This is a genomic window from Ferrithrix thermotolerans DSM 19514, assembly GCF_900128965.1.
GTDB classification, from domain to species: Bacteria; Actinomycetota; Acidimicrobiia; order Acidimicrobiales; family Acidimicrobiaceae; genus Ferrithrix; species Ferrithrix thermotolerans.
Genome location: NZ_FQUL01000007.1, coordinates 1 through 18,750, shown reverse-complemented (window position 1 = coordinate 18,750; position 18,750 = coordinate 1). Strand labels below are relative to the sequence as shown.

The 18,750-nt window shown below is 51.3% G+C and carries 19 protein-coding genes and 1 tRNA gene; 10 read left to right on the top strand and 10 right to left on the bottom strand.

What is annotated here, in order from left to right; translation table 11 throughout:
• Positions 1 to 172 precede the first annotated feature (172 nt).
• From BUA24_RS03735 to BUA24_RS03725, 3 genes are all read left to right on the top strand, one after another.
• A complete protein-coding gene (locus BUA24_RS03735; protein ID WP_072788866.1) occupies positions 173 to 361 on the top strand; it encodes a hypothetical protein in 189 nt (62 codons plus the stop codon).
• Positions 358 to 1,944 (top strand): cytochrome b N-terminal domain-containing protein, encoded by a 1,587-nt coding sequence (locus BUA24_RS03730; protein WP_084660165.1) that lies wholly within the window; start codon positions 358 to 360, stop codon positions 1,942 to 1,944. The genes BUA24_RS03735 and BUA24_RS03730 overlap by 4 nt, the downstream gene beginning before the upstream one ends.
• A 208-nt stretch (positions 1,945 to 2,152) precedes the next feature.
• The gene (locus BUA24_RS03725) at positions 2,153 to 3,445 is read left to right on the top strand and encodes an NAD(P)/FAD-dependent oxidoreductase (protein ID WP_084660164.1); all 1,293 of its coding nucleotides are present in this window, start codon (positions 2,153 to 2,155) and stop codon (positions 3,443 to 3,445) included.
• On the opposite strand, the gene BUA24_RS03720 is transcribed toward BUA24_RS03725, so the two are convergent.
• The 4 genes from BUA24_RS03720 to BUA24_RS03705 are packed head-to-tail and all read right to left on the bottom strand — an operon-like array spanning position 3,434 to position 7,568.
• Entirely contained in the window at positions 3,434 to 3,952 is a 519-nt protein-coding gene (locus BUA24_RS03720; protein ID WP_072788864.1) for a hypothetical protein, read from the bottom strand. The genes BUA24_RS03725 and BUA24_RS03720 overlap by 12 nt on opposite strands.
• 60 nt (positions 3,953 to 4,012) lie before the next feature.
• On the bottom strand, positions 4,013 to 5,617 hold the full coding sequence (gene cimA, locus BUA24_RS03715; protein ID WP_072788863.1) for a citramalate synthase: 1,605 nt from the start codon (positions 5,615 to 5,617) through the stop codon (positions 4,013 to 4,015).
• Positions 5,607 to 6,530, bottom strand: a complete 924-nt coding sequence (locus BUA24_RS03710) for a branched-chain amino acid transaminase (protein WP_072788861.1) — start codon at positions 6,528 to 6,530, stop codon at positions 5,607 to 5,609. Before BUA24_RS03710 ends, cimA begins: the two co-directional genes overlap by 11 nt.
• A 3-nt stretch (positions 6,531 to 6,533) precedes the next feature.
• Positions 6,534 to 7,568, bottom strand: a complete 1,035-nt coding sequence (locus tag BUA24_RS03705; RefSeq protein WP_072788860.1) for a 3-isopropylmalate dehydrogenase — start codon at positions 7,566 to 7,568, stop codon at positions 6,534 to 6,536.
• Positions 7,569 to 7,888: 320 nt separating this feature from the next.
• On the opposite strand from BUA24_RS03705, the gene BUA24_RS03700 reads away from it, so the two are divergent.
• The 3 genes from BUA24_RS03700 (at position 7,889) to leuD (ending at position 10,575) form a co-directional block, all read left to right on the top strand.
• The gene (locus tag BUA24_RS03700) at positions 7,889 to 8,359 is read left to right on the top strand and encodes a GreA/GreB family elongation factor (RefSeq protein ID WP_072788858.1); all 471 of its coding nucleotides are present in this window, start codon (positions 7,889 to 7,891) and stop codon (positions 8,357 to 8,359) included.
• 202 nt (positions 8,360 to 8,561) lie between these two features.
• Positions 8,562 to 9,959 (top strand): 3-isopropylmalate dehydratase large subunit, encoded by a 1,398-nt coding sequence (leuC, locus tag BUA24_RS03695; RefSeq protein WP_072788856.1) that lies wholly within the window; start codon positions 8,562 to 8,564, stop codon positions 9,957 to 9,959.
• Between the two features lie 16 nt (positions 9,960 to 9,975).
• Positions 9,976 to 10,575, top strand: coding sequence for a 3-isopropylmalate dehydratase small subunit (leuD, locus tag BUA24_RS03690; protein ID WP_072788855.1), 600 nt, complete (start codon positions 9,976 to 9,978; stop codon positions 10,573 to 10,575).
• On the opposite strand, the gene BUA24_RS03685 is transcribed toward leuD, so the two are convergent.
• Together BUA24_RS03685 and serC are read right to left on the bottom strand one after the other, a co-directional pair.
• Positions 10,558 to 11,481, bottom strand: a complete 924-nt coding sequence (locus BUA24_RS03685; RefSeq protein WP_072788852.1) for a DMT family transporter — start codon at positions 11,479 to 11,481, stop codon at positions 10,558 to 10,560. The two genes, leuD and BUA24_RS03685, sit on opposite strands and share 18 nt — an antisense overlap.
• Before the next feature lie 68 nt (positions 11,482 to 11,549).
• Positions 11,550 to 12,695, bottom strand: a complete 1,146-nt coding sequence (serC, locus tag BUA24_RS03680; RefSeq protein WP_072788850.1) for a phosphoserine transaminase — start codon at positions 12,693 to 12,695, stop codon at positions 11,550 to 11,552.
• 28 nt (positions 12,696 to 12,723) lie between these two features.
• On the opposite strand from serC, the gene BUA24_RS03675 reads away from it, so the two are divergent.
• On the top strand, positions 12,724 to 13,926 hold the full coding sequence (locus BUA24_RS03675) for a pyridoxal phosphate-dependent aminotransferase (RefSeq protein WP_072788849.1): 1,203 nt from the start codon (positions 12,724 to 12,726) through the stop codon (positions 13,924 to 13,926).
• Between the two features lie 62 nt (positions 13,927 to 13,988).
• Here BUA24_RS03675 and BUA24_RS03670 read toward each other — a convergent pair whose 3' ends face one another.
• The 3 genes from BUA24_RS03670 to dcd form a co-directional block, all read right to left on the bottom strand.
• Positions 13,989 to 14,975: an NAD(P)/FAD-dependent oxidoreductase gene (locus BUA24_RS03670; RefSeq protein WP_072788847.1), complete on the bottom strand. Its 987-nt coding sequence runs from the start codon at positions 14,973 to 14,975 to the stop codon at positions 13,989 to 13,991.
• Between the two features lie 3 nt (positions 14,976 to 14,978).
• The gene (locus tag BUA24_RS03665) at positions 14,979 to 17,024 is read right to left on the bottom strand and encodes a heterodisulfide reductase-related iron-sulfur binding cluster (RefSeq protein ID WP_072788845.1); all 2,046 of its coding nucleotides are present in this window, start codon (positions 17,022 to 17,024) and stop codon (positions 14,979 to 14,981) included.
• Positions 17,025 to 17,121: 97 nt separating this feature from the next.
• Positions 17,122 to 17,736 carry a dCTP deaminase gene (gene dcd, locus BUA24_RS03660; RefSeq protein ID WP_072788843.1) on the bottom strand — a complete coding sequence of 205 codons (615 nt, stop codon included), beginning with the start codon at positions 17,734 to 17,736 and terminating at the stop codon, positions 17,122 to 17,124.
• Between dcd and BUA24_RS03655 the strand changes: the two genes are divergently transcribed.
• The 3 genes from BUA24_RS03655 to BUA24_RS13130 all read left to right on the top strand — a co-directional run bounded on the left by BUA24_RS03655 (position 17,737) and on the right by BUA24_RS13130 (position 18,521).
• Positions 17,737 to 17,807: transfer RNA gene (locus tag BUA24_RS03655), tRNA-Gly, on the top strand.
• A gap of 112 nt (positions 17,808 to 17,919) precedes the next feature.
• Positions 17,920 to 18,090, top strand: a complete 171-nt coding sequence (locus BUA24_RS12415; RefSeq protein ID WP_178138692.1) for a hypothetical protein — start codon at positions 17,920 to 17,922, stop codon at positions 18,088 to 18,090.
• A 302-nt stretch (positions 18,091 to 18,392) separates the two neighbouring features.
• Positions 18,393 to 18,521, top strand: coding sequence for a hypothetical protein (locus tag BUA24_RS13130; RefSeq protein ID WP_272867280.1), 129 nt, complete (start codon positions 18,393 to 18,395; stop codon positions 18,519 to 18,521).
• Positions 18,522 to 18,553: 32 nt separating this feature from the next.
• Here the strand turns inward: BUA24_RS13130 and BUA24_RS13315 are convergent.
• Positions 18,554 to 18,750, bottom strand: a 197-nt coding sequence (locus tag BUA24_RS13315; RefSeq protein WP_419187294.1) for a zinc ribbon domain-containing protein, incomplete at its 5' end; no start/stop codon positions are given.

The following is an 18,750-nucleotide window of genomic DNA, read 5'->3' as shown; positions in this document are numbered from 1 at the left end:
GAAACCCTCATCCAAGAAGGTCCTTGGATGAGGGTTTCCGTCTTTTGGCTTCATAAAGCTCTATTACTTACAACGATTAGTACAAATGGCCCTAGTAAGGCAGGCCGTTTCAGAACATAATTACCTTATATCGATAAAAAGTTATGTAATTGTGGGTTGAAAGGAAGGCTCTATGTACGCAGCTAATCTGCTTACGACAGTTATCGGGGCTCTTATAAATCTAACTGGACCGGGCCACTACATAAAGTGGGGTTTCATCCAGATGTCTCTCGCAAACTTGATCCTCATAATACTGATGATCGTGGTTCTGTTCTTGGCCATAGTTATTCCGTTTCCACATCGCTCAGGAGGGAAGAGATGATTGACGAGAAAGAGATCCAGATCGATAGGTCGGAACAAGACGATAAAGCCATTGAACATCAGTGGACGACAAAACTAAGGAAAAAGGTCGAGGGCGAACTTCCACCGAACAAACTGCTTCCAGATACGCAGCCAGCTTACGTCTCTAGCTGGATCTATGTATTTGGAGTCCTCACTCTTTCAGCTCTTGGTGTCGTAGCTGTCTCTGGAGGAATTCTTGCGCTCTTTGGTCCTTCTTGGTGGCAGCAGAGTCCAGAAGGACACTTTGTAAACTCTCTGCATCTTTGGAGTGTGGAGTTGTTCTTCTTCTTCATGGTCGTTCACCTCTGGGGCAAGTTCTTCATGGCAGCCTGGAGAGGCAAGAGAGCGCTCACATGGATAAGTGGTGCTGTAGCCTTCTTGGTATCGATCGGCGCAGCCTTTACCGGTTATCTATCACAGCAAAACTTCGACTCGCAGTGGATATCTACTCAAGGGAAAGACGCCATGAACTCCATCGGCATCGGAGCCTTCTTCAACCTGATGAACTTCGGCCAGATGTTTATGTGGCACATCCTCCTCCTGCCGCTATTGGTCGTGGTCATCGTAGGCATACACATCGTCGGCGTACGAGCTAAAGGAGTGGTACCTCCGATAGGATCTTTGCCGAACAAGGAAGACTATGCAAAGCCATGGCAGGGCAAGGTACGACCGTACGACATCATCAAAGAAGGAACGATCGCCGTTATTATCGTCTCCCTGCTAACCGTAGCGCTTTCTGTGGTCTTTTCCTCGCCGGATAAGCCCCCTCTCACCATTCAGAGATGGGCTAAGGCCGATCCGACAGACTTTGTCACCACAGCCGCATCCGAGCTCGCAGGAACCTCATTCTCTGGAAGTTACGGTCCTCCTTACAACAACGGAACAGGAGCCGTACAATACTTAGGACCTATCTCATTGCAGAAGATTGCCGGGGTAAGAATTCCTATTAACTCTGCCTATGACTTTGTTCTTCAGCCTCTATCGATAGTACCGAACAACCCTACCTTGAAGGCAGCTCTAAAGACCTACGAGTCTGCATCGCCTGCCACGCAGACTCTGTGGAACAACAACTTCGCCAAGGCCGACTCAAAGCTTATGGTAAAAGGTAACGAGATCGCCGTCCCCAAGGGGAACTACGGACCCATACCGATGCTGATGGACAACATGTTGAAGCTGGCTAACACTGGAGCGTTAGATGCGGCTTTAGAGAACTCCCATCAGTTCTACGGAACGGACTACACCAAGCCTCTGTTATTCATGGCAGACGGAAACTACATGGCGTCGCTTGCAACCCAGGATCACCTCACGGGTAATCAATGGGGAATGATGAACGAGACGGATAAATGGCCTGGACAACCGTGGCTCTGGCTATATACGATGTGGTACCAGATACCGCCTATGTCCACCTCAGGAAACGCCGATGTATTGGTGATGTCGATTATGGTGTTATTGACCATCGGGTTCGCATCGATCCCATTCATCCCAGGCGTTCGCTCCATCCCGGAAAAGGTTGGGCTCTATAGGCTGATCTGGCGAGACTACTACAAAGACCAGAAGTCCTAAGACATAAAGCCTCCTTTAAGTACTCGACCACAAATACCAAGAAAAGGCGGTTCTAGAACTAGAACCGCCTTTTCTGCATCTATCTGCGATCGGTGATGGCTTTAGGTAATTTACAATTTCGTCACAGCTATAACCGTCTGCTACCACCTTTTGGTTATATTATGACGCTAGCAACGTCCGCTCTTTAGAGCAAGAAGAGGAATAGACGATGAACTGGCCTTTGTTCAGGACCAAAGATGACACTAGGGGCTTGGAAGAACTCAATACAGACAGAAAAAAGGTAGTCATAGTAGGTGCCGGGTTCGCTGGATTGTCAGCGATCGAGACTCTTCACGATAAGAACTTTGATGTCCTTCTTATAGACCGGCACAACTTCGCAACCTTCCAACCCCTGCTCTACCAGGTAGCCACTGCAGGTCTGAACCCGGGCGACGTTTCATTCCCGATCAGGACACTGCTAAGAAAGTATCCAAAGGTAAGGTTCCGCCAGGGCGAACTGGTAAAGATCACTCCAGAGTCAAACCTAATCGAGCTCGAAGACGGCTCACGAATTGGGTACGACTATCTCATCTTAGCATTTGGTGCTACATCGAACTACTTCGGCATAAAGGGAGCCGCTGAGTACTCGCACGCTATATACACCCTTGACGACGCTATAGAAGTAAGGAACCGCATTTTCCATCAGTTCGAAAAGGCTGCTGCTCACGGCATCTCTGATGGTTGTCTCACCTTCGTAGTCGTAGGAGGCGGTGCTACAGGTGTTGAGATGGCGGGAGCCTCCGCTGAGCTGTGCGATCGAGCTCTTCGAACCGACTACACCTCAATTCCCCGATCCTTGGTTAGGGTAATCCTTGTGGAACAACGCTCCAAGGTCTTAGAGGTGTTCGACGAGGCGCTCTCGGAGTATGCCTTGGAAGAGCTCAGGCGTAGGAAGGTGGAGGTGATGCTGGGGAGCACAGTCGACGAGATCACCCCAGATACGGTCCATCTAAAGGGCGGAGTGGAGATTCCCTATGGGATCTTGATCTGGGCAGCAGGAGTGGGAGCTCCACCGCTTGCATCCACCCTGGGACTGCCCCAAGGACGAGGAGGGCGCATCGTGGTCAACCCAGACCTCAGGGTCGCCGACCACGAAAACATCTTTGCTGTAGGCGACATAGCGGCTGCCACATCTGGAGACGAGCTGGTTCCGCAGCTAGCTCAGCCGGCACTTCAAGAAGGCAGGCACGCTGGCTTACAGATTATTAACCTGGCTCAAGACTTACCAACAAGCGCGTTTTCTTACAAAGACCGGGGCATTATGGCGACGATAGGTCGACGAGCTGCAGTTGCTCAGCTAAAAGGAGGGATAGATCTAACAGGCTGGCTCGCCTGGATGGCCTGGCTAGTACTTCACCTCATCACCCTACTTGGCGTAAGAAACAAGCTCTCTGTTCTTATCAACTGGTTATGGCACTACGTCTCCTGGGGTAAGGGACCAAGGGTGATACTAGGCGGATAGAGGAGCTTGATCGTCCATCCACTCGTCCCAGATCTCGGCATGTTCCTTCAGCTCGGCTAAGGAAAGCTTCAAAAGTTCATCTGGGAACAGGTCCGACAGAGTTCTCTGGGCAATGTAGTCGTGAGCCACACCGGATAGAAGAACTCTACGTACTTCCACAAAAGTGTCGTCGGCGACTTCCGAGAGTCGTAAAAGCTCCACAGCAAAATCGACATCGCTCTTCATAGGTGCACGCCCAAACAGAGAAGCTCGCTTAGATGCCACGAGTTGGAGGGCTGTCTTCACATTTGAAAGCGACTCTCGTTGACCGATAACGACCTTGTCGATTACATCCTCGATCAACCGAAGAACATACCCCTGGTCAGGTCCGGGAGAACCCTTCAACCTACCGACAGCTCTGCGCCGACCTTTCGGCTCAGCTGGTCGAGCAATCTCCGGTAGCGGTACCGCCTCTCTGTAGAACTTTGCAACAGATATCGAGATTGGAACGAAGTCCGGCTGAGTCATTACATCTCCGATCTAACTGAACCACTTCATGTTCACAGCCACTGTCTCTTCACAACGATACTACAGATAAACACTTGAGGCAGCGGCTCTAATAAGACCCACTACGATCGAGTCCACCAAGGCGTGCCAAGAGGCCTCAATAACATTTGAGGACACTCCAATCGTAGACCAGGTGTCATCTCCGTTGGAAGAGTCGATCAATACCCTAACGGTCGCATCCGTAGCCTTGTCAGAGTCGAGGACTCTGACTTTAAAGTCTGTTAGATGCATCTGGCTAAGGGCTTCAAAGTAGGGTCGAAGAGCCTTTCGGAGGGCAGCGTCCAAGGCTGACACCGGTCCGTTACCCTCGGCAGTCTCAATGACTCTCTCACCGTTCACCACAACTTTGACGGTAGCTTCTGTAACCGACTCACCCTTTTCTTTATATTCCGTAAGCACTTTGAAAGACTCAAGTGAAAAGAAGTCCTGGGTCCATCCTTCACTAAGTCGAAGGAGCAACTCCAAAGATCCGTCTGCGACCTCAAAGTGATAACCCTTGTGCTCGAGTTCCTTTAGTCTTTCCAGTACCTGCGAGAGAGCTTCGTCTCTGATCTCAACACCGAGTTCGTTAGCTTTGAGTAAGAGGCTTTGACGTCCAGCCATCTCCGATACGACAAATCGAGTACCGTTTCCCACCGTTTCAGGATCAATGTGCTCGTAGGCGTCTGGCCGCCTGGCGATTGCACTGACATGCAAACCCGCCTTATGAGTAAAGGCCGAAGCTCCGACGTAGGGTGACTGTGGGGAGAGCGGGAGGTTGACTATCTCCGCGACGTGTCGAGATAGGGAGGTTATCAGCTGAATCCGTTCCCTGGGTACCGTCTCAATACCCATCTTTAGGGTGAGATCTGGAACCACGGTCGACAGATTTGCATTTCCGGTTCTCTCACCGTATCCATTTATACATCCTTGCACGTGGGTGGCGCCTGCTCTAACCGCAGATAAAGAGTTGGCTACAGCGCACCCCGAGTCGTTATGGAAGTGCACTCCGATCTGTGCGGCACTCACTTCGCTGACTCTTGCAACTATCTCCTCCACCTCAAAGGGAAGGGCTCCTCCGTTGGTGTCACATAGCACCAGAGTTCTTGCACCTGCCTGCTCAGCCGCATCGAGTATCGACAAGGAGTAGCTTGGGTTCCGCTTGTATCCGTCGAAGAAGTGTTCTGCGTCGAAGAACACCTCAAGTCCTTGTTTGACAAGAAAGTCGACGGAGTCAAAGGCCATCTTAATACCCTCACCTAATGAGGTTCTTAGGGCGTCAGTTACGTGGTAGTCCCAGGCCTTGGCTACCAGACAGACTGCTTTGGTAGAGGCTTCGAGCAGGGATCTCAAAGTGGCGTCTGACTCAGCCTTAACCCCTGCCCTTCTCGTGGAGCCAAAGGCTACCAAGGTTGCGTGCTCCAGATTCAGCTCCTCCGGAGCACGCCTAAAGAACTCAGCGTCTTTGGGGTTAGCACCTGGCCAACCACCTTCGATATAACGGACTCCCAAGGCGTCCAGCTGACGGGCTACTCTCAGCTTGTCTTCAACTGTAAGTGAGATGCCCTCCTGCTGCGCACCATCCCGAAGCGTGGTGTCGTAAACATCTACGGAGGAAGGGAGTCCCGCTACGTGTTCAGACGACATACTCTAACCAGTCTTTATATTTTCCGTTTTCGCCTCGGACGATAGAAAAGAAGGCGTTTTGAAGCCTCTTCGTCATCTCTCCCGGCTTTCCACTCCCTATCTCTCTGTCGTCGACGGAGGCTATCGGCACAACCTCGGCCGCAGTCCCGGTTAAAAAGGCCTCATCTGCTATGTAGAGATCCGATCTAAGCAGAGTCTGTTCTTTGACTTGGTATCCCATGTCCGAGGCAACCCTCATGATGGAGTCCCGCGTTATTCCATCTAAAGCACCTGACGATATAGGAGGCGTGATAAGTGCGTTGTTTTTGATAACGAATATATTTTCACCGGTGCACTCTGCAACCTCGCCTTGGGGATTCAGGAGAATACACTCGTCATACCCACTCTTTATGGCCTCAACCTTTGCAAGTGATGAGTTAACGTACATACCGGTGCACTTCACCGCAGGTGGCACGGAGTTGGGATCGTGACGTTGCCACGAGGACACCTTGGTCCTGATTCCATTTTGCAACCCATCTTCTCCTAGATAGGTTCCCCAGGGCCATACCGCTATCGAGACTGAGGTTTTGCACATAAGGGGGTTGAGTCCCATCTCCCCATACCCTAAAAAGGCAATAGGGCGAATGTAACAAGAGTCAAGACCATTTACATGCACCGTCTCTTTGATTGCATCGAAGATTGTTTTATTGGTAAATGGAATCTCCATCAACAGCATCTTTGCAGAGTTGAAAAATCTATCGACGTGATCTTGGAGTCGAAACACCGCCGGTCCCTGATCGGTCGAGTATGCACGTATACCCTCAAACACACCTGAACCGTAATGAAGTCCATGAGAGAGCACGTGGACGTTCGCATCCTTCCAATCGACTAAGGAACCGTCCATCCAGATCTTGGAGCTTTCAGTTATGGGCATATCTCATATCCTTTCCGCATAAAAGGAACCGATCTCTTCGGTCCTAAGATTCGTCTTGGGGCTGCTCTCAAGAGCTTTAAAGACTCTCGAAGCTGCCTCTTTCTCCCCAAGAAAATCAAGCATCATCGCTGCTGAGCGAATTGCAGCCGTAGGATTCGCCTTGCCAGAACCTACAATATCGTGTGCCGCTCCGTGTACTGGCTCAAACAAAGACGGAGAGGTTCTCTCGGGATTTAGATTCCCAGAGGCTGCAAGACCGATACCTCCCGAGACCGCTCCTGCAAGATCTGTCAAGATATCTCCAAAGAGGTTATCTGTTACAACTACGTCATAACGCTGTGGAGCCTCTACCAAGTAGATGCAGGCTGCATCGACGTGACTGTAGGATACATTCACATCAGGAAACTCTTTTGCAACCTCGTCGAAGGTTCGTTGCCACAGGTCTCCTGAGTAGGTAAGGACGTTCGTCTTATGGACTAACGTGAGGTGTTTTCGAGGTCGCTGGCTCGCAAGGCGAAAGGCATATATTACGGTTCGCTCCACCCCAAAACGTGTGTTCACCGAGCCTTGAGTCGCCACCTCATAAGGGGTACCTCGTCGTAGGAACCCACCCTCACCGGCATAGGTTCCCTCAGTATTTTCTCTCACCACCACCATGTCAATAGGTAGACCCTGGAATCCAGAGTCCGGATCCGGTGATATGAAAGGGCGTTGATTTATATAGAGATCAAGCGCAAAGCGAAGCTTTAGAAGTAGACCTCGCTCTAGTAGTCCGGGAGGCACGTCCGTTGACCCGATCGCTGGGCCAATAGCACCAAGAAGTATCGCATCGAAAGAGCGCAACTCCTCTAGAGTCGAGTCGTTCAAGACCTCGCCGGTCTCCAAATAGTGCCGGGCTCCGAGGTCAAACTCTTTTGTGGTAATGTCAACACCAGTCGCTGAGACAACCTTGAGTGCCTCTGCAACCACTTCAGGCCCGATCCCATCTCCACCAATAACCGCTATCGAATGCGCCAAGTTCCCTCCCCGATCGCTCATCCTACTACGAACAACTATTAGTAGTAAAACTAAAAAGACCGCCCACAATGTGGCCGGTCTCGCTCACACATATGTATGAGCGTTCAGATAATCTCTACTACGAAAACAGCTAGAACTCTTACCTGGTTCATAGATTACACACCTTAGTGCATGCACCCCTAAAGTCTGCTCTTATCTCCGAATTTTGGAGGTGAGACAGTGGGTAATGAAATTATCTTCCTAGTATCTCGATCAAGCCTGTAAAGTTAATGGTTGTGCTCTGAGGGCATCAGCCCTAAAAATACCCATACAACGATTAGCACGGGAGTTTGAGAAGAACCATGAGCGAGACGGTACTTACGCGACAAGCCTACGAACGGCTCCAAAGAGAGCTAGAGGATCTAACCACCCGTGGACGTATTGAGATCGCAAACGTCATCGAGGCGGCACGAGCGCTTGGAGATCTGAAAGAAAACGGAGACTACCACGCAGCCAAAGACACGCAGGGCAAGATGGAGGCGCGCATAAGACAGATCCAAGCCCTCCTGGCCAATGCAACCATCGTCGATAGTGACCCAAGTGAAACAACAAAGGTCACCCCTGGAGTGGTCGTAAGTATCCGCTACGAGGACGAAGACGAGACATACCGCTTCTTCTTTGGATCTATCGAGGAGAAGATGGAGGGGATCGACGTAATATCGCCTACCTCTCCCCTAGGACAAGCCCTAAACGGCGCAGCACCTGGAGACTGGGTCGAGTACGAGGCTCCTGGCGGCGTTCTTCGGGTAGAGGTCGTAAAGATAGGCGAGTGAGTCGAATCCCCGGGCTCTATATCGCCTAGCAAGAACTTAGCTGGGGAGCTGTGCCGAGCTAGGGGTCAACAATCTTGGTACTGCCGCCCACAGCAACATCGAAGAAACCCACTTGCCACGCCCACAAGGGCTTACCGACTATACTTTGGTTCCAAAGCGACGAGGTCCGATCGGTCCTACAGGGAAAGAGCAGGTCAGATAGGTGGGGAGAACATTAGCACAAAAGGTGTGGGACAGTCATGTAGTCAGGTCGATCGCCGGGGAGCCGGACCTACTGTACATCGATCTTCACCTTCTCCACGAGGTCACATCTCCTCAAGCCTTTGACGGTCTACGCCTTGCGGGGCGCAGTGTCCGCAGACCAGACCTAACCGTAGCTACCGCAGACCATAACGTCCCCACAAAGAACATCTTTGCACCCATCTCTGACCCCATCTCTGCAAAGCAGCTTGAGGTACTTAACAAAAACTGTGCAGAGTTCGGAATTACGCTCTTTCCGATGGGCTCTCCCAACCAGGGAATAGTTCACGTAATCGGTCCAGAACAGGGCCTCACGCTTCCAGGTATGACGATCGTCTGCGGCGACTCCCACACCGCTACTCATGGAGCTTTTGGCGCACTGGCTTTCGGTATCGGCACCTCAGAGGTCGAACACGTACTAGCGACGCAGACTCTTCCACAGAAAAAGCCAAAGCAAATGGCGATCAATGTAATCAATCAACTTCCCATAGGAGTAACGGCTAAGGATCTTATTCTTGCAATCATAGGCAAGATAGGCACCGGTGGTGGAATCGGCTATGTGGTGGAGTATCGAGGGGACGCAATACGGTCGTTATCCATGGAGGGACGTATGACTGTATGCAACATGACCATCGAGGCTGGAGCCCGTGCTGGTTTGATCGCTCCCGACGAGACCACATTCTCTTACATAGAGAACAGACCATACGCTCCCAAAGGAAGTGATTGGGAGGCTGCGCTGCAGTGGTGGTCCACGCTCGCAAGTGACGCTGACGCTGTGTTTGACAAAGAGGTGACTGTCGACGCCTCAACACTGACTCCATACGTCTCGTGGGGTACCAACCCCTCCCAGGTAATTCCCATCGACGGTGAGATTCCCGATCCGGATTCCTTTGACGATGAAAGCGAGAGAAACAACGCTCTAAGAGCCCTGTCTTACATGGATCTTTCTCCGCACACAAAGATAAGGGACATCGCCGTCGACACTGTATTTATTGGATCTTGCACAAACTCAAGGATTGAAGATCTAAGAACAGTGGCTCAGGTTGTCGATGGCAAGAAGGTTGCGCCTACGATTCGGGCGCTCATCGTACCAGGCTCTCGCCAAGTAAAAGAACAGGCAGAGCGAGAGGGTTTAGACAGAATTTTCAGTGCGGCAGGATTCGAGTGGCGAGAGCCTGGATGTTCGATGTGCCTTGGAATGAATCCCGATCAGCTCCGACCGGGCGAGCGCTCTGCATCGACCTCTAACCGAAACTTTGAAGGTCGCCAAGGTAAGGGAGGACGCACTCATCTGGTGTCGCCTGCGGTGGCTGCCGCCACCGCAATAAAGGGCACTTTCGCTACCCCCTCGGATCTTTAGAAAGGACTTCGCCAACATGGAACCCATAAGCGTTATAAGAGCAAGTGCAATGCCACTTCCAAGGGCTGATGTCGACACCGATCAAATCATCCCAAGCGATTGGCTAAAAAGAGTAGAGAGGACCGGATTTGGCGCAGGACTCTTCGCTGAGTGGCGGGAGGATCCCGACTTCGTATTGAACGATCCACGATACAGTGGCGCACAGATTTTAGTAGCTGGATCAAACTTTGGCGTGGGTTCTTCTCGAGAACACGCCGTCTGGGCACTGCAAGACTACGGATTCAAAGCGATAGTATCACCTCGCTTCGGCGACATCTTTCGCAACAACTGCACTAAGGTCGGAATCGTTCCCGTCGTGGTCAAATCCGAGGTCGCTGAACGTCTCTTCAGCGCAATCGCACGCAATCCAAAAACCGAGATAGTCGTGGACGTCACAAACCTACGCATTACCTCTAAAGACGCCGGGGTTGACGAACCCTTTGAGCTAGACGAGTTCACGCAGTACCGATTCCTAAACGGTCTTGATGACATAGGACTTACCATGTTGCATGGTCAAGCGATCGACGACTTTGAGGCTGGGCGTCCTGGTTTTATGCCTTCACTGACGCGAAGGTAGCTTCAGGAAGGAGGGGACTGCAGCGGCTTCACTAGCACTGTAAAGTCCCAGAAAGGTTATCAAGGCTCCCACAACAAAGGTAAACGTAATCGGTTCCCCCAAGAAAACCGTGCCAGCGAGTACAGCTACCACTGCGATAAGGTACGTCACCGTTGACGAGACGGTAGCGGTAACTAATCGGGTGAGAGAGAGGGCCAACAGACCAGCTATAGCTGTGTTTACGACACCCAGTACCACTGCAAATACTAGAGGACGTCCAACATCTAAAGCAACAAGGGCTCTCTGATCTGCAACTCCAACAGATACATAGACCACTAACGATACGATCAACTGGTAAGCAGCAATCTGTATTGAAGATAAAGCAGTAGGTAGCAAAAACCTCTTTTGCACCAAGATACCGACGCCGTAAAGGGCCGCTGCTGAAAGTACAGCTAGTTCGTACCTAAAGTCGCTCGTTCCTCCGTGTGTTCTCCAAGGCTCAAGGACTATCGATACACCTAAGAGTCCCACCGCAACACCGACATAGGTTCTTAGGCTCTGCGAACCAGCTCGGAAGAAAAGAGGGGTCAACAAAACGGTGAAGATAGGCGTCGTGGAGTTGAGCATCCCTGCCATCGATGCCGACACATGGCTTTCTCCATAAGTAAGGAGTAGGTACGGTAAAGCATAAGAACATAGACCTCCTCCCACCAGGGAAAGAATCTCTATCTTTGTCAACCTGCCAAGCCCACGAAACAACTCGCCCCTTGAAGCAGCCACTGCAGCCATCACAAGGGCTGCAGTGGCAACTCTTACCAACACAAGATCAAAGGGAGATAGCCCCCGAAGTGCAAGCTTTATTATCGGGAAAGACGAACCCCATATCATCCCTAGGGAGACAAAGATAAACAGAGCTTTCCTAGACAAAGCTGAAGTGTGCCCGATCTATTATCATCTCTCTCCTTAAAAGTACCAAGACTCGAAGGTCTCGGGAGCTACTTGATGGCATGTACTACGTAATCTATCGCTCTCGTGAGCAAGTACACATCCGATGGATCTATGGATGGAAACATAGCGACCCTTATTTGATTTCTGCCGAGCTTTCTATATGGCTCTACGTCCACTATCCCATTGGCTCTTAAAGTTTTGGCTACGCTCAGGGCATCTATCTCAGGGTCGAAGTCGATAGTTCCGACAACGAGAGACCGATCCACCACATTTTGCACAAAGGGAGTAGCATAGGTCGACCCCTCCGCCCATCCGTAGAGAATATCAGCTGACTCCGAGCAACGTCCCGTCGAGAACTTCAAACCGCCGTTTTCCAAGAACCACTCGATCTGATTGACAGTTAGATAGATAGTTGCGAGTGCTGGAGTATTGTAGGTTTGATTTAGGCGCGAGTTCTCCACTGCGATGGAGAGATCCAAAGTCGCCGGAACGAACCTGCCGGTCTCCTTGATCTCCTCAACACGCCTGAGCGCTTTAGGTGACATGAGAGCGATCCAAAGGCCACCTTCAGAGGCGAAGCACTTTTGGGGAGAAAAGTAGTAGCAGTCAAACTCCGCTGCATCAACCTTTAACCCTGCCGCGCCAGAGGTCGCATCCACAGCAACTATGGCACTCTCCGCCCCAAGGGGCCTTTCTATCTCCATCATGACCCCTGTGGAGGTCTCGTTGTGAGTGAGAGCATAGAGATCTATAGTGTCATCGACCTTTACCTTGGGGCGGGTTCCAGGTTCAGAGCTCACGATGTCAGGGTCTTCAAGGTGTGGTGCCAACGCAGCTGCAGATGCAAACTTAGATGAGAACTCACCAAAGCTAAGGTGCTGCGACCGTCGCCTTATAAGAGAGAAGGTTGCGATATCCCAAAACTGGGTTGCGCCTCCGTTACCCAAGACTACCTCGTAGTCTGATGGGAGCGAGAACAACTCCGCAAGGCCGTTACGAAGACGCCCTACAACGTCTCTAACCGTGCTTTGACGATGGCTCGTGCCGAGATAGGTAGTGCTTACATCTACCAAAGAAGAGATTGCTTCAGGACGTATCTTCGAGGGTCCAGATCCAAACCTTCCATCTTTCGGGAGAAGATCACTAGGAATCTGCACAGTTGGGCTATCGGTCAACTTAGACTTCCTTTCCATAGTTTAGTACCTGACGGAGCAATCAGTTATGTCCCAGAAATCACCGATATCTAGCCGAATAGCTCAAGTAGAAGAGTCCGCTACCTTAGCGATCGACGCAAAGGCAAAGTCTCTCAAAGCCTCCGGTGTCGACGTGATCGGGTTCGGTGCCGGTGAACCAGATTTTCCTACACCAGAGTTTATAGTTGAAGCGGCCATTAAGGCGGCACAAGATCCAAAGAACCACAAGTACACGCCTGCCATTGGTCTTTTGGAGCTGAGAGAGGCGATTTCTCTCAAGACCAGGCGAGACTCAGGACTCGAATTCTCTCCCAATCAAATCATCGTTACCAACGGAGGCAAGCACGCCATCTTCAACACCATCATGACCTTAGTTGACGAGGGTGATGAGGTTCTCATACCTAGCCCATACTGGACTACCTATCCTGAACTTGTCAAACTGGCCGGCGGTGTACCTGTCGCTGTTCCAACATCGATTAGGGAAGGATACAAGGTCACACCACAAGCCTTAGAACCCTACATAACGGAGAGGACCAAGCTATTTATCCACGTCTCACCCTCTAACCCTACAGGTGCTGTTTACTCCCCAGAAGAAACCTTCGATTTGGGCAGATTCTTGCTCGACAAAGGACTGTGGGTGATGACGGACGAGATATACGAGCACCTCACCTACGACGAAGTGAAGTCGACCCCGATCCTATCCTCCGTTCCGGAGCTGACCGAACGGACAGTCATAGTCAACGGAGTCGCCAAGACCTACGCTATGACCGGATGGCGAATCGGATGGATGATAAGTCCACCACAGGTGCACAAGGCCGCTAGCAACCTTCAGTCACAGGTCACATCGAACATATCAAACATCTCTCAAAGAGCCGCAGTAGCTGCTTTGCTGGCAGACCTCTCCTGCCTAGATGAGATGCGCACCGCCTTTGACCGAAGAAGAAAGACCATGGTCGCCATGCTCTCAGAGATAGACGGATTCAACACACTTGAGCCTGAGGGAGCATTTTACGTGTTTCCAGACGTCAGCGGAGTCTTTGGTCGGAGCATCGGGGATACAAAAGTTACCTCGTCTATGGACCTGACTGAGGTGATACTGGAACAGGCCGAAGTGGCGGTAGTTCCGGGCGAGGCGTTTGGAGCCCCTGGACATCTCAGGCTGTCTTATGCCCTAGCGGACAGTGCACTAGTCGAAGGCTTAGAGAGGATACAAAAGCTACTACAAGGCTAACTATTCGCACTTCAGTTAGCCCTTTAGAACCACCAAAATGTCCGTTACGTGCCGCCTGGATGCTACCTACCTCTAAGTACGTCAATCATCTTGGCGGACGCCCAATATCCCGATAGATAGGCTCCTTCAACGCGACTCTCAAGGAAAGCATCACCTGAGAAGAACACTGGGTACCTCGCCTTATCCACGTTTAACTCAAGGAATCGTGACGGAAGGAGTCGCTGTGGGGTTGCGTATCGCCATCTCTTCACTTGGGCAACCTCCGTGTCTATCGATATCTCATAGGTGGCTAGCGCAGCGTCACAGGCCTCTAGAACCTCATAGTCTTCCAAATCAAAGAGTCGTGCCGACATCTCATGTCCAAAGTGCACCGTTAGTACAGGTACCTCAGATATGCCTTTTTGGGCGTTATCTACCACTATCGCCACCTTGTCGAAGTCAGTAAACTTCACAGCGCCAAGACCATTGGGTAACTTACCGGTAAAGTTCGGAGCTATTACCGCAACGGTAGAGTGATAGGCGACCGATAGCTCATCTAAGGACGCCGTGTCTAAGTCAGAGACGATCTGCAACGCCTGAGGCAAGGGCGTAGTCACCAGCACTGTATCGGCTGAGAATGACCGACCGTCGTCTGAGAATACTTTGTAAGAGCCGTCTTTCATTACTTTGACTGAGCTGGCTCTAAAGCCTGTTGTAAAGTCCAAACCGTCGCCAACGCTTCGCAGGAGAGAGTTCATACCCTTCGTTCCCACGTAGCGAGGAAATCCATCTCGTTCTCGTTCCCAGCCAAAGTGCCATATCTTTATCTGACCAACTGAGTAAAGACGATCGACGAGACTTTGAAACTCATCCGAACGAACGGTTATAAACTGAGCACCATGGTCAGCCAGACCTCCCGCCACTCGGCGCGTTGCCATACGCCCCCCTAGGGAGACCCCCTTATCGACAACTCTTACCAAAAGGCCCGCTTCCTTGAGCCTCCTCGCCGCCGAGACACCACTCATCCCGCCGCCGACTACGACCGCATCAAGCTTTTTTACCCCATGCATCGGTTACTTGTTACTGATGTCTGCATCCATAGACCGCTCGAGAATCTGAGCAACATCAAGAACCTCCTTGCCCTCAGCTGTCGCCCCTTCAGCGGTTCGAGCCTTTACAGCATCGTCGAGCATGATCATACAAAACGGACACGCAGTTGATATGACGTTAGCTCCTGTACTTAGAGCTTGATCGGTTCTCTCAAGATTGATCCGCTTGCCAATCTTCTCCTCAAGCCACATACGCGAACCGCCGGCTCCACAACAAAAAGACTTCGATCTGTGTCGATGCATCTCCACCGACTCAACGCCTCGTATAGCGCTAAGTACCCCTCGAGGCTCGTCATATACCTCGTTGTGTCGACCCAGATAGCACGGATCATGATAAGTAACCTTTGACTCAAATACTCCCGGAGCTACCTTCTGCGAAGCAATAAGCTGTTCTAGGAGCTGTGTGTGGTGCATGACCTCAAAGTTACCACCCAGAGACGGATACTCTCTAGCGATGGAGTTAAAGCAGTGTGGGCAGGAGGCAACCACCTTTTTTACCTTGGCCTGTTTTAGAACTTCAATGTTTTGCATAGCTTGCATCTGAAAGAGATATTCGTTCCCAAGACGCCGGGCTGGATCTCCAGTACAGCTTTCTTTTGCACCAAGCACTGCAAAAGACACTCCAGAGCGGTACAGAAGCCGGGCAATTGTAACCGTAACCTTCCTTGCTCGCTCGTCTAAGGCACCAGCACAACCCACCCAAAACAGATATTCGATCTCCTCCGGAATCTCGCCGGTAACAACTGGGATCTCAAAGTCCAGTTCCTTTAGCCAGTCCTCCCGCTTAGATCCGCCAAGGCCCCAGGGGTCGCCTTGATTCTCGATGTTTCTAAGCATGAGGTTTGCTTCGCTGGGAAAGTTCGACTCCATTAGCACTTGGAAACGCCTCATATCTACAATTGTGTCCACGTGCTCTATATCGACGGGACATGCTTCAACGCATGCTCCGCAGGTTGTACACGACCAGAGGACATCCTCTGAGATGGCATCGGGAACAAGGGGAAGCTCTTCGGGGATCTTTTCGACCGAACCACTCTTCGCCAAAGTGGCGGCGTGAAAGATACTTTCTCGGAGGTCCATGATCAGGAGCTTGGGAGACAGAGGCTTCCCCGTATTCCAGGCTGGGCACTGCTCCTGGCAACGTCCACACTCGGTACAGGTAACCAGATCGAGCCGCTGCTTCCAGTTCAGTTGGGACGGGTAACCCACTCCGAAGACGTCGTCTTCGGACAAGGTCTCAGGATCCATACTTGGCGTAACCGCCAGAGCACCCAATGCCTTTGGCCGGCGGGAAAACGCTATGTTGACTGGCGCCACAAATATGTGCAGATGCTTAGAGTAAGAGACAAATATCAGGAACGCCATTATGACCAAGATGTTGGCTTCCAAGAAAACGGTCTCAAGTGCGTAAGCTGTGCTCGGCGACAGACCACTAAAGAGCGATGCAAGTCCATGAGACGCAAAGGCCCAGTTCGAGTAGGGAAAGTCCCCCGCAAGCACCTGGAAGGCTCTATAGAGAAGAAGCGTCACAACCACAAGCGCAATTCCCACAAGGACCAGCCATGCAGCACCAGTGTGAGAGCCATAAAACCTAGAAGATCGGTCCTTGCGACTAGGAGCGTTCTTCAGGCGAATCACACTAAATGCTAGCAACGATACCAGTACCGCTACTGAGAAGAAGTCCTCCAAAAACCCAAGCCAGGAGTCATGGCCGATCAAGGGAATCGCAAAGTGCCGGTTGAACAGAGCCCCAAATGCCTCGACAATCGTGGCAATAAGGACTATAAACCCCCAGAACGTAAAGAAGTGCGCCAGTCCCGGAACGGTCTTTTTCAACAACTTCTTTTGGGCAAAGACCTCGGTAATCTCTGCCACGATACGTTGATACACACCTTCGGCCCTACCAGGGGCTGGCTTCCCACTGCTAACCAGTTTGAAGATAAAGAAAAAGCGACGCCCTGCTATTCCCAAGGCAGCTAAAACAATTATGACTCCAACCAACAGTCTCAAGGGTTCTCCAATAAAACATTTTCTAGATCCTCTTAGCCTAGATCACTCTTTGATAATAAATGAAACCGTAGAAAAATACTAAGCGGTAACAAGGAGGTCACTTAGCCGGAGGGAAGTTCAAGTAGTACTTAGACGGCGTGGGGCCCCTTTGTCCCTGGTACTTACTTCCAAGATCGCTCGATCCGTATGGATTGACGGCCTCCGAGGTCATCCTTAGGAAGCTTATCTGACCGATCTTCATACCCGGATACAGAGTAATCGGCAGGTTTGCAACGTTAGAGAGTTCTAGGGTAACGTGTCCACGGAACCCGGGATCGACAAAGCCAGCCGTTGAATGTATCAGAAGTCCAAGCCTCCCCAGAGAAGACTTTCCCTCCAACCGTCCAACTAGGTCATTTGGTATCCCGATCAGCTCAGCGGTAGATCCAAGCACAAACTCACCTGGGTGAAGTATCAAAGCCGAATCCCGTTCTACCTCTACCAACTCCGTAAGCTCTTCCTGGGCCAGTTTCACATCTATTACCTTTATCGAATGGTTCCTAAATACCCGGAACAAGGAATCGAGATGCAGATCCACGGACGAGGGCTGCACACACCCCTCACCTAGCGGCTCGATAACAACCCTACCCGCCTCAATCTCTTCCCAAATCGACTTATCAGACAAGATCATATAGATTGATACGATAGTATTTAGAAGAACAAACAAGTTCATGCGGGTGTAGTTCAGAGGCAGAACATCAGCTTCCCAAGCTGAGAACGCGGGTTCGATTCCCGTCACCCGCTCTCTTAGGTAATCGCTGCAGAAGCCTATGCGGTAGATGCATCGATAATGGATTCAGCATCTCATAGAAGAAAACTCGAGCCGAAATGCTCTTGAGGCTCAGAACCGCCCTGTATGAAAGTAACTAATGACGCACTTCCAAGAAGTTCCACCATATCATCCGTAGAACCACTTCTTTGGGATTCCCTTCCTAGGCTCTATGAACGAAACGCACTTAGGTCCCAAGAAGTTACTCTGTACATCAAAGTAACCGCTTTGTTATCTCACGCAGCTGTTACGGTTTGATTGGTACCGATTACGATCTACATAACTATGCAGATCCAGCAATAACCCGACATGGCTGACTCTGCCGCTCCTAAATCGAGCTATGGTAGAAGCACCTTGGCTCTCGACACTATAGCCGTCGTAGACATCTTCAGCCTTCAGTGTGCGAGATCCCAAGACGAACACACACAGCTAAGCCTCCTAGATCACCGGAGTCGACCCCCGAAAACCGAGAACATTCGGTCATCGCGTTCAAACCTCACGATCGCTTTAGGACAACACGACGAGACAGACATCTAACCGTTGCATCTAAGTGAGCAGTAGTGCGCATCACTCAGCTGCACCCCTCGCAGGGTTCCTCTGCCTGCCGGGAGCAGGCTTTGGTTCTCGCCTCATCGGCCGCGGCCTCGACGAAGTCGAGGTCTTATGCAGCCTCGCCCGGTGGTCGGTGACCCGGCCATCGGACCTGCCGTCTGTGCCACCTTCAGGTGGCCCGGGTACGTACAGGGCACTGGCGCCAACTACACCAGGACTGGCGTTGTACTTTGGCTAAGTCACGGAGGTTCTCTGCGGCGTTGTGATCCCGGTCCACTTCCTTACCGCATATCTCGCAGGTGAGGGCCTTTGCGAGCTTCTTCCCAGCGAGCGTACCACCACAACCGTGGTGGAGCTTCGTCGAGG

Bases quoted from the DNA above. Each gene is read 5' to 3' on its own strand.
- serC (WP_072788850.1), bottom strand. From the start codon at position 12,695: ATGGAAAGGAAGTCTAAGTTGACCGATAGCCCAACTGTGCAGATTCCT.
- BUA24_RS03705 (WP_072788860.1), bottom strand. From the start codon at position 7,568: ATGAGCGATCGGGGAGGGAACTTGGCGCATTCGATAGCGGTTATTGGT.
- BUA24_RS03670 (WP_072788847.1), bottom strand. From the start codon at position 14,975: ATGCATGGGGTAAAAAAGCTTGATGCGGTCGTAGTCGGCGGCGGGATG.
- BUA24_RS03725 (WP_084660164.1), top strand. From the start codon at position 2,153: ATGAACTGGCCTTTGTTCAGGACCAAAGATGACACTAGGGGCTTGGAA.
- BUA24_RS03710 (WP_072788861.1), bottom strand. From the start codon at position 6,530: ATGCCCATAACTGAAAGCTCCAAGATCTGGATGGACGGTTCCTTAGTC.
- leuD (WP_072788855.1), top strand. From the start codon at position 9,976: ATGGAACCCATAAGCGTTATAAGAGCAAGTGCAATGCCACTTCCAAGG.
- BUA24_RS03675 (WP_072788849.1), top strand. From the start codon at position 12,724: ATGTCCCAGAAATCACCGATATCTAGCCGAATAGCTCAAGTAGAAGAG.
- BUA24_RS03720 (WP_072788864.1), bottom strand. From the start codon at position 3,952: ATGACTCAGCCGGACTTCGTTCCAATCTCGATATCTGTTGCAAAGTTC.
- BUA24_RS12415 (WP_178138692.1), top strand. From the start codon at position 17,920: ATGAAAGTAACTAATGACGCACTTCCAAGAAGTTCCACCATATCATCC.
- cimA (WP_072788863.1), bottom strand. From the start codon at position 5,617: ATGTCGTCTGAACACGTAGCGGGACTCCCTTCCTCCGTAGATGTTTAC.
- dcd (WP_072788843.1), bottom strand. From the start codon at position 17,736: ATGAACTTGTTTGTTCTTCTAAATACTATCGTATCAATCTATATGATC.
- BUA24_RS03735 (WP_072788866.1), top strand. From the start codon at position 173: ATGTACGCAGCTAATCTGCTTACGACAGTTATCGGGGCTCTTATAAAT.
- BUA24_RS03730 (WP_084660165.1), top strand. From the start codon at position 358: ATGATTGACGAGAAAGAGATCCAGATCGATAGGTCGGAACAAGACGAT.
- BUA24_RS03700 (WP_072788858.1), top strand. From the start codon at position 7,889: ATGAGCGAGACGGTACTTACGCGACAAGCCTACGAACGGCTCCAAAGA.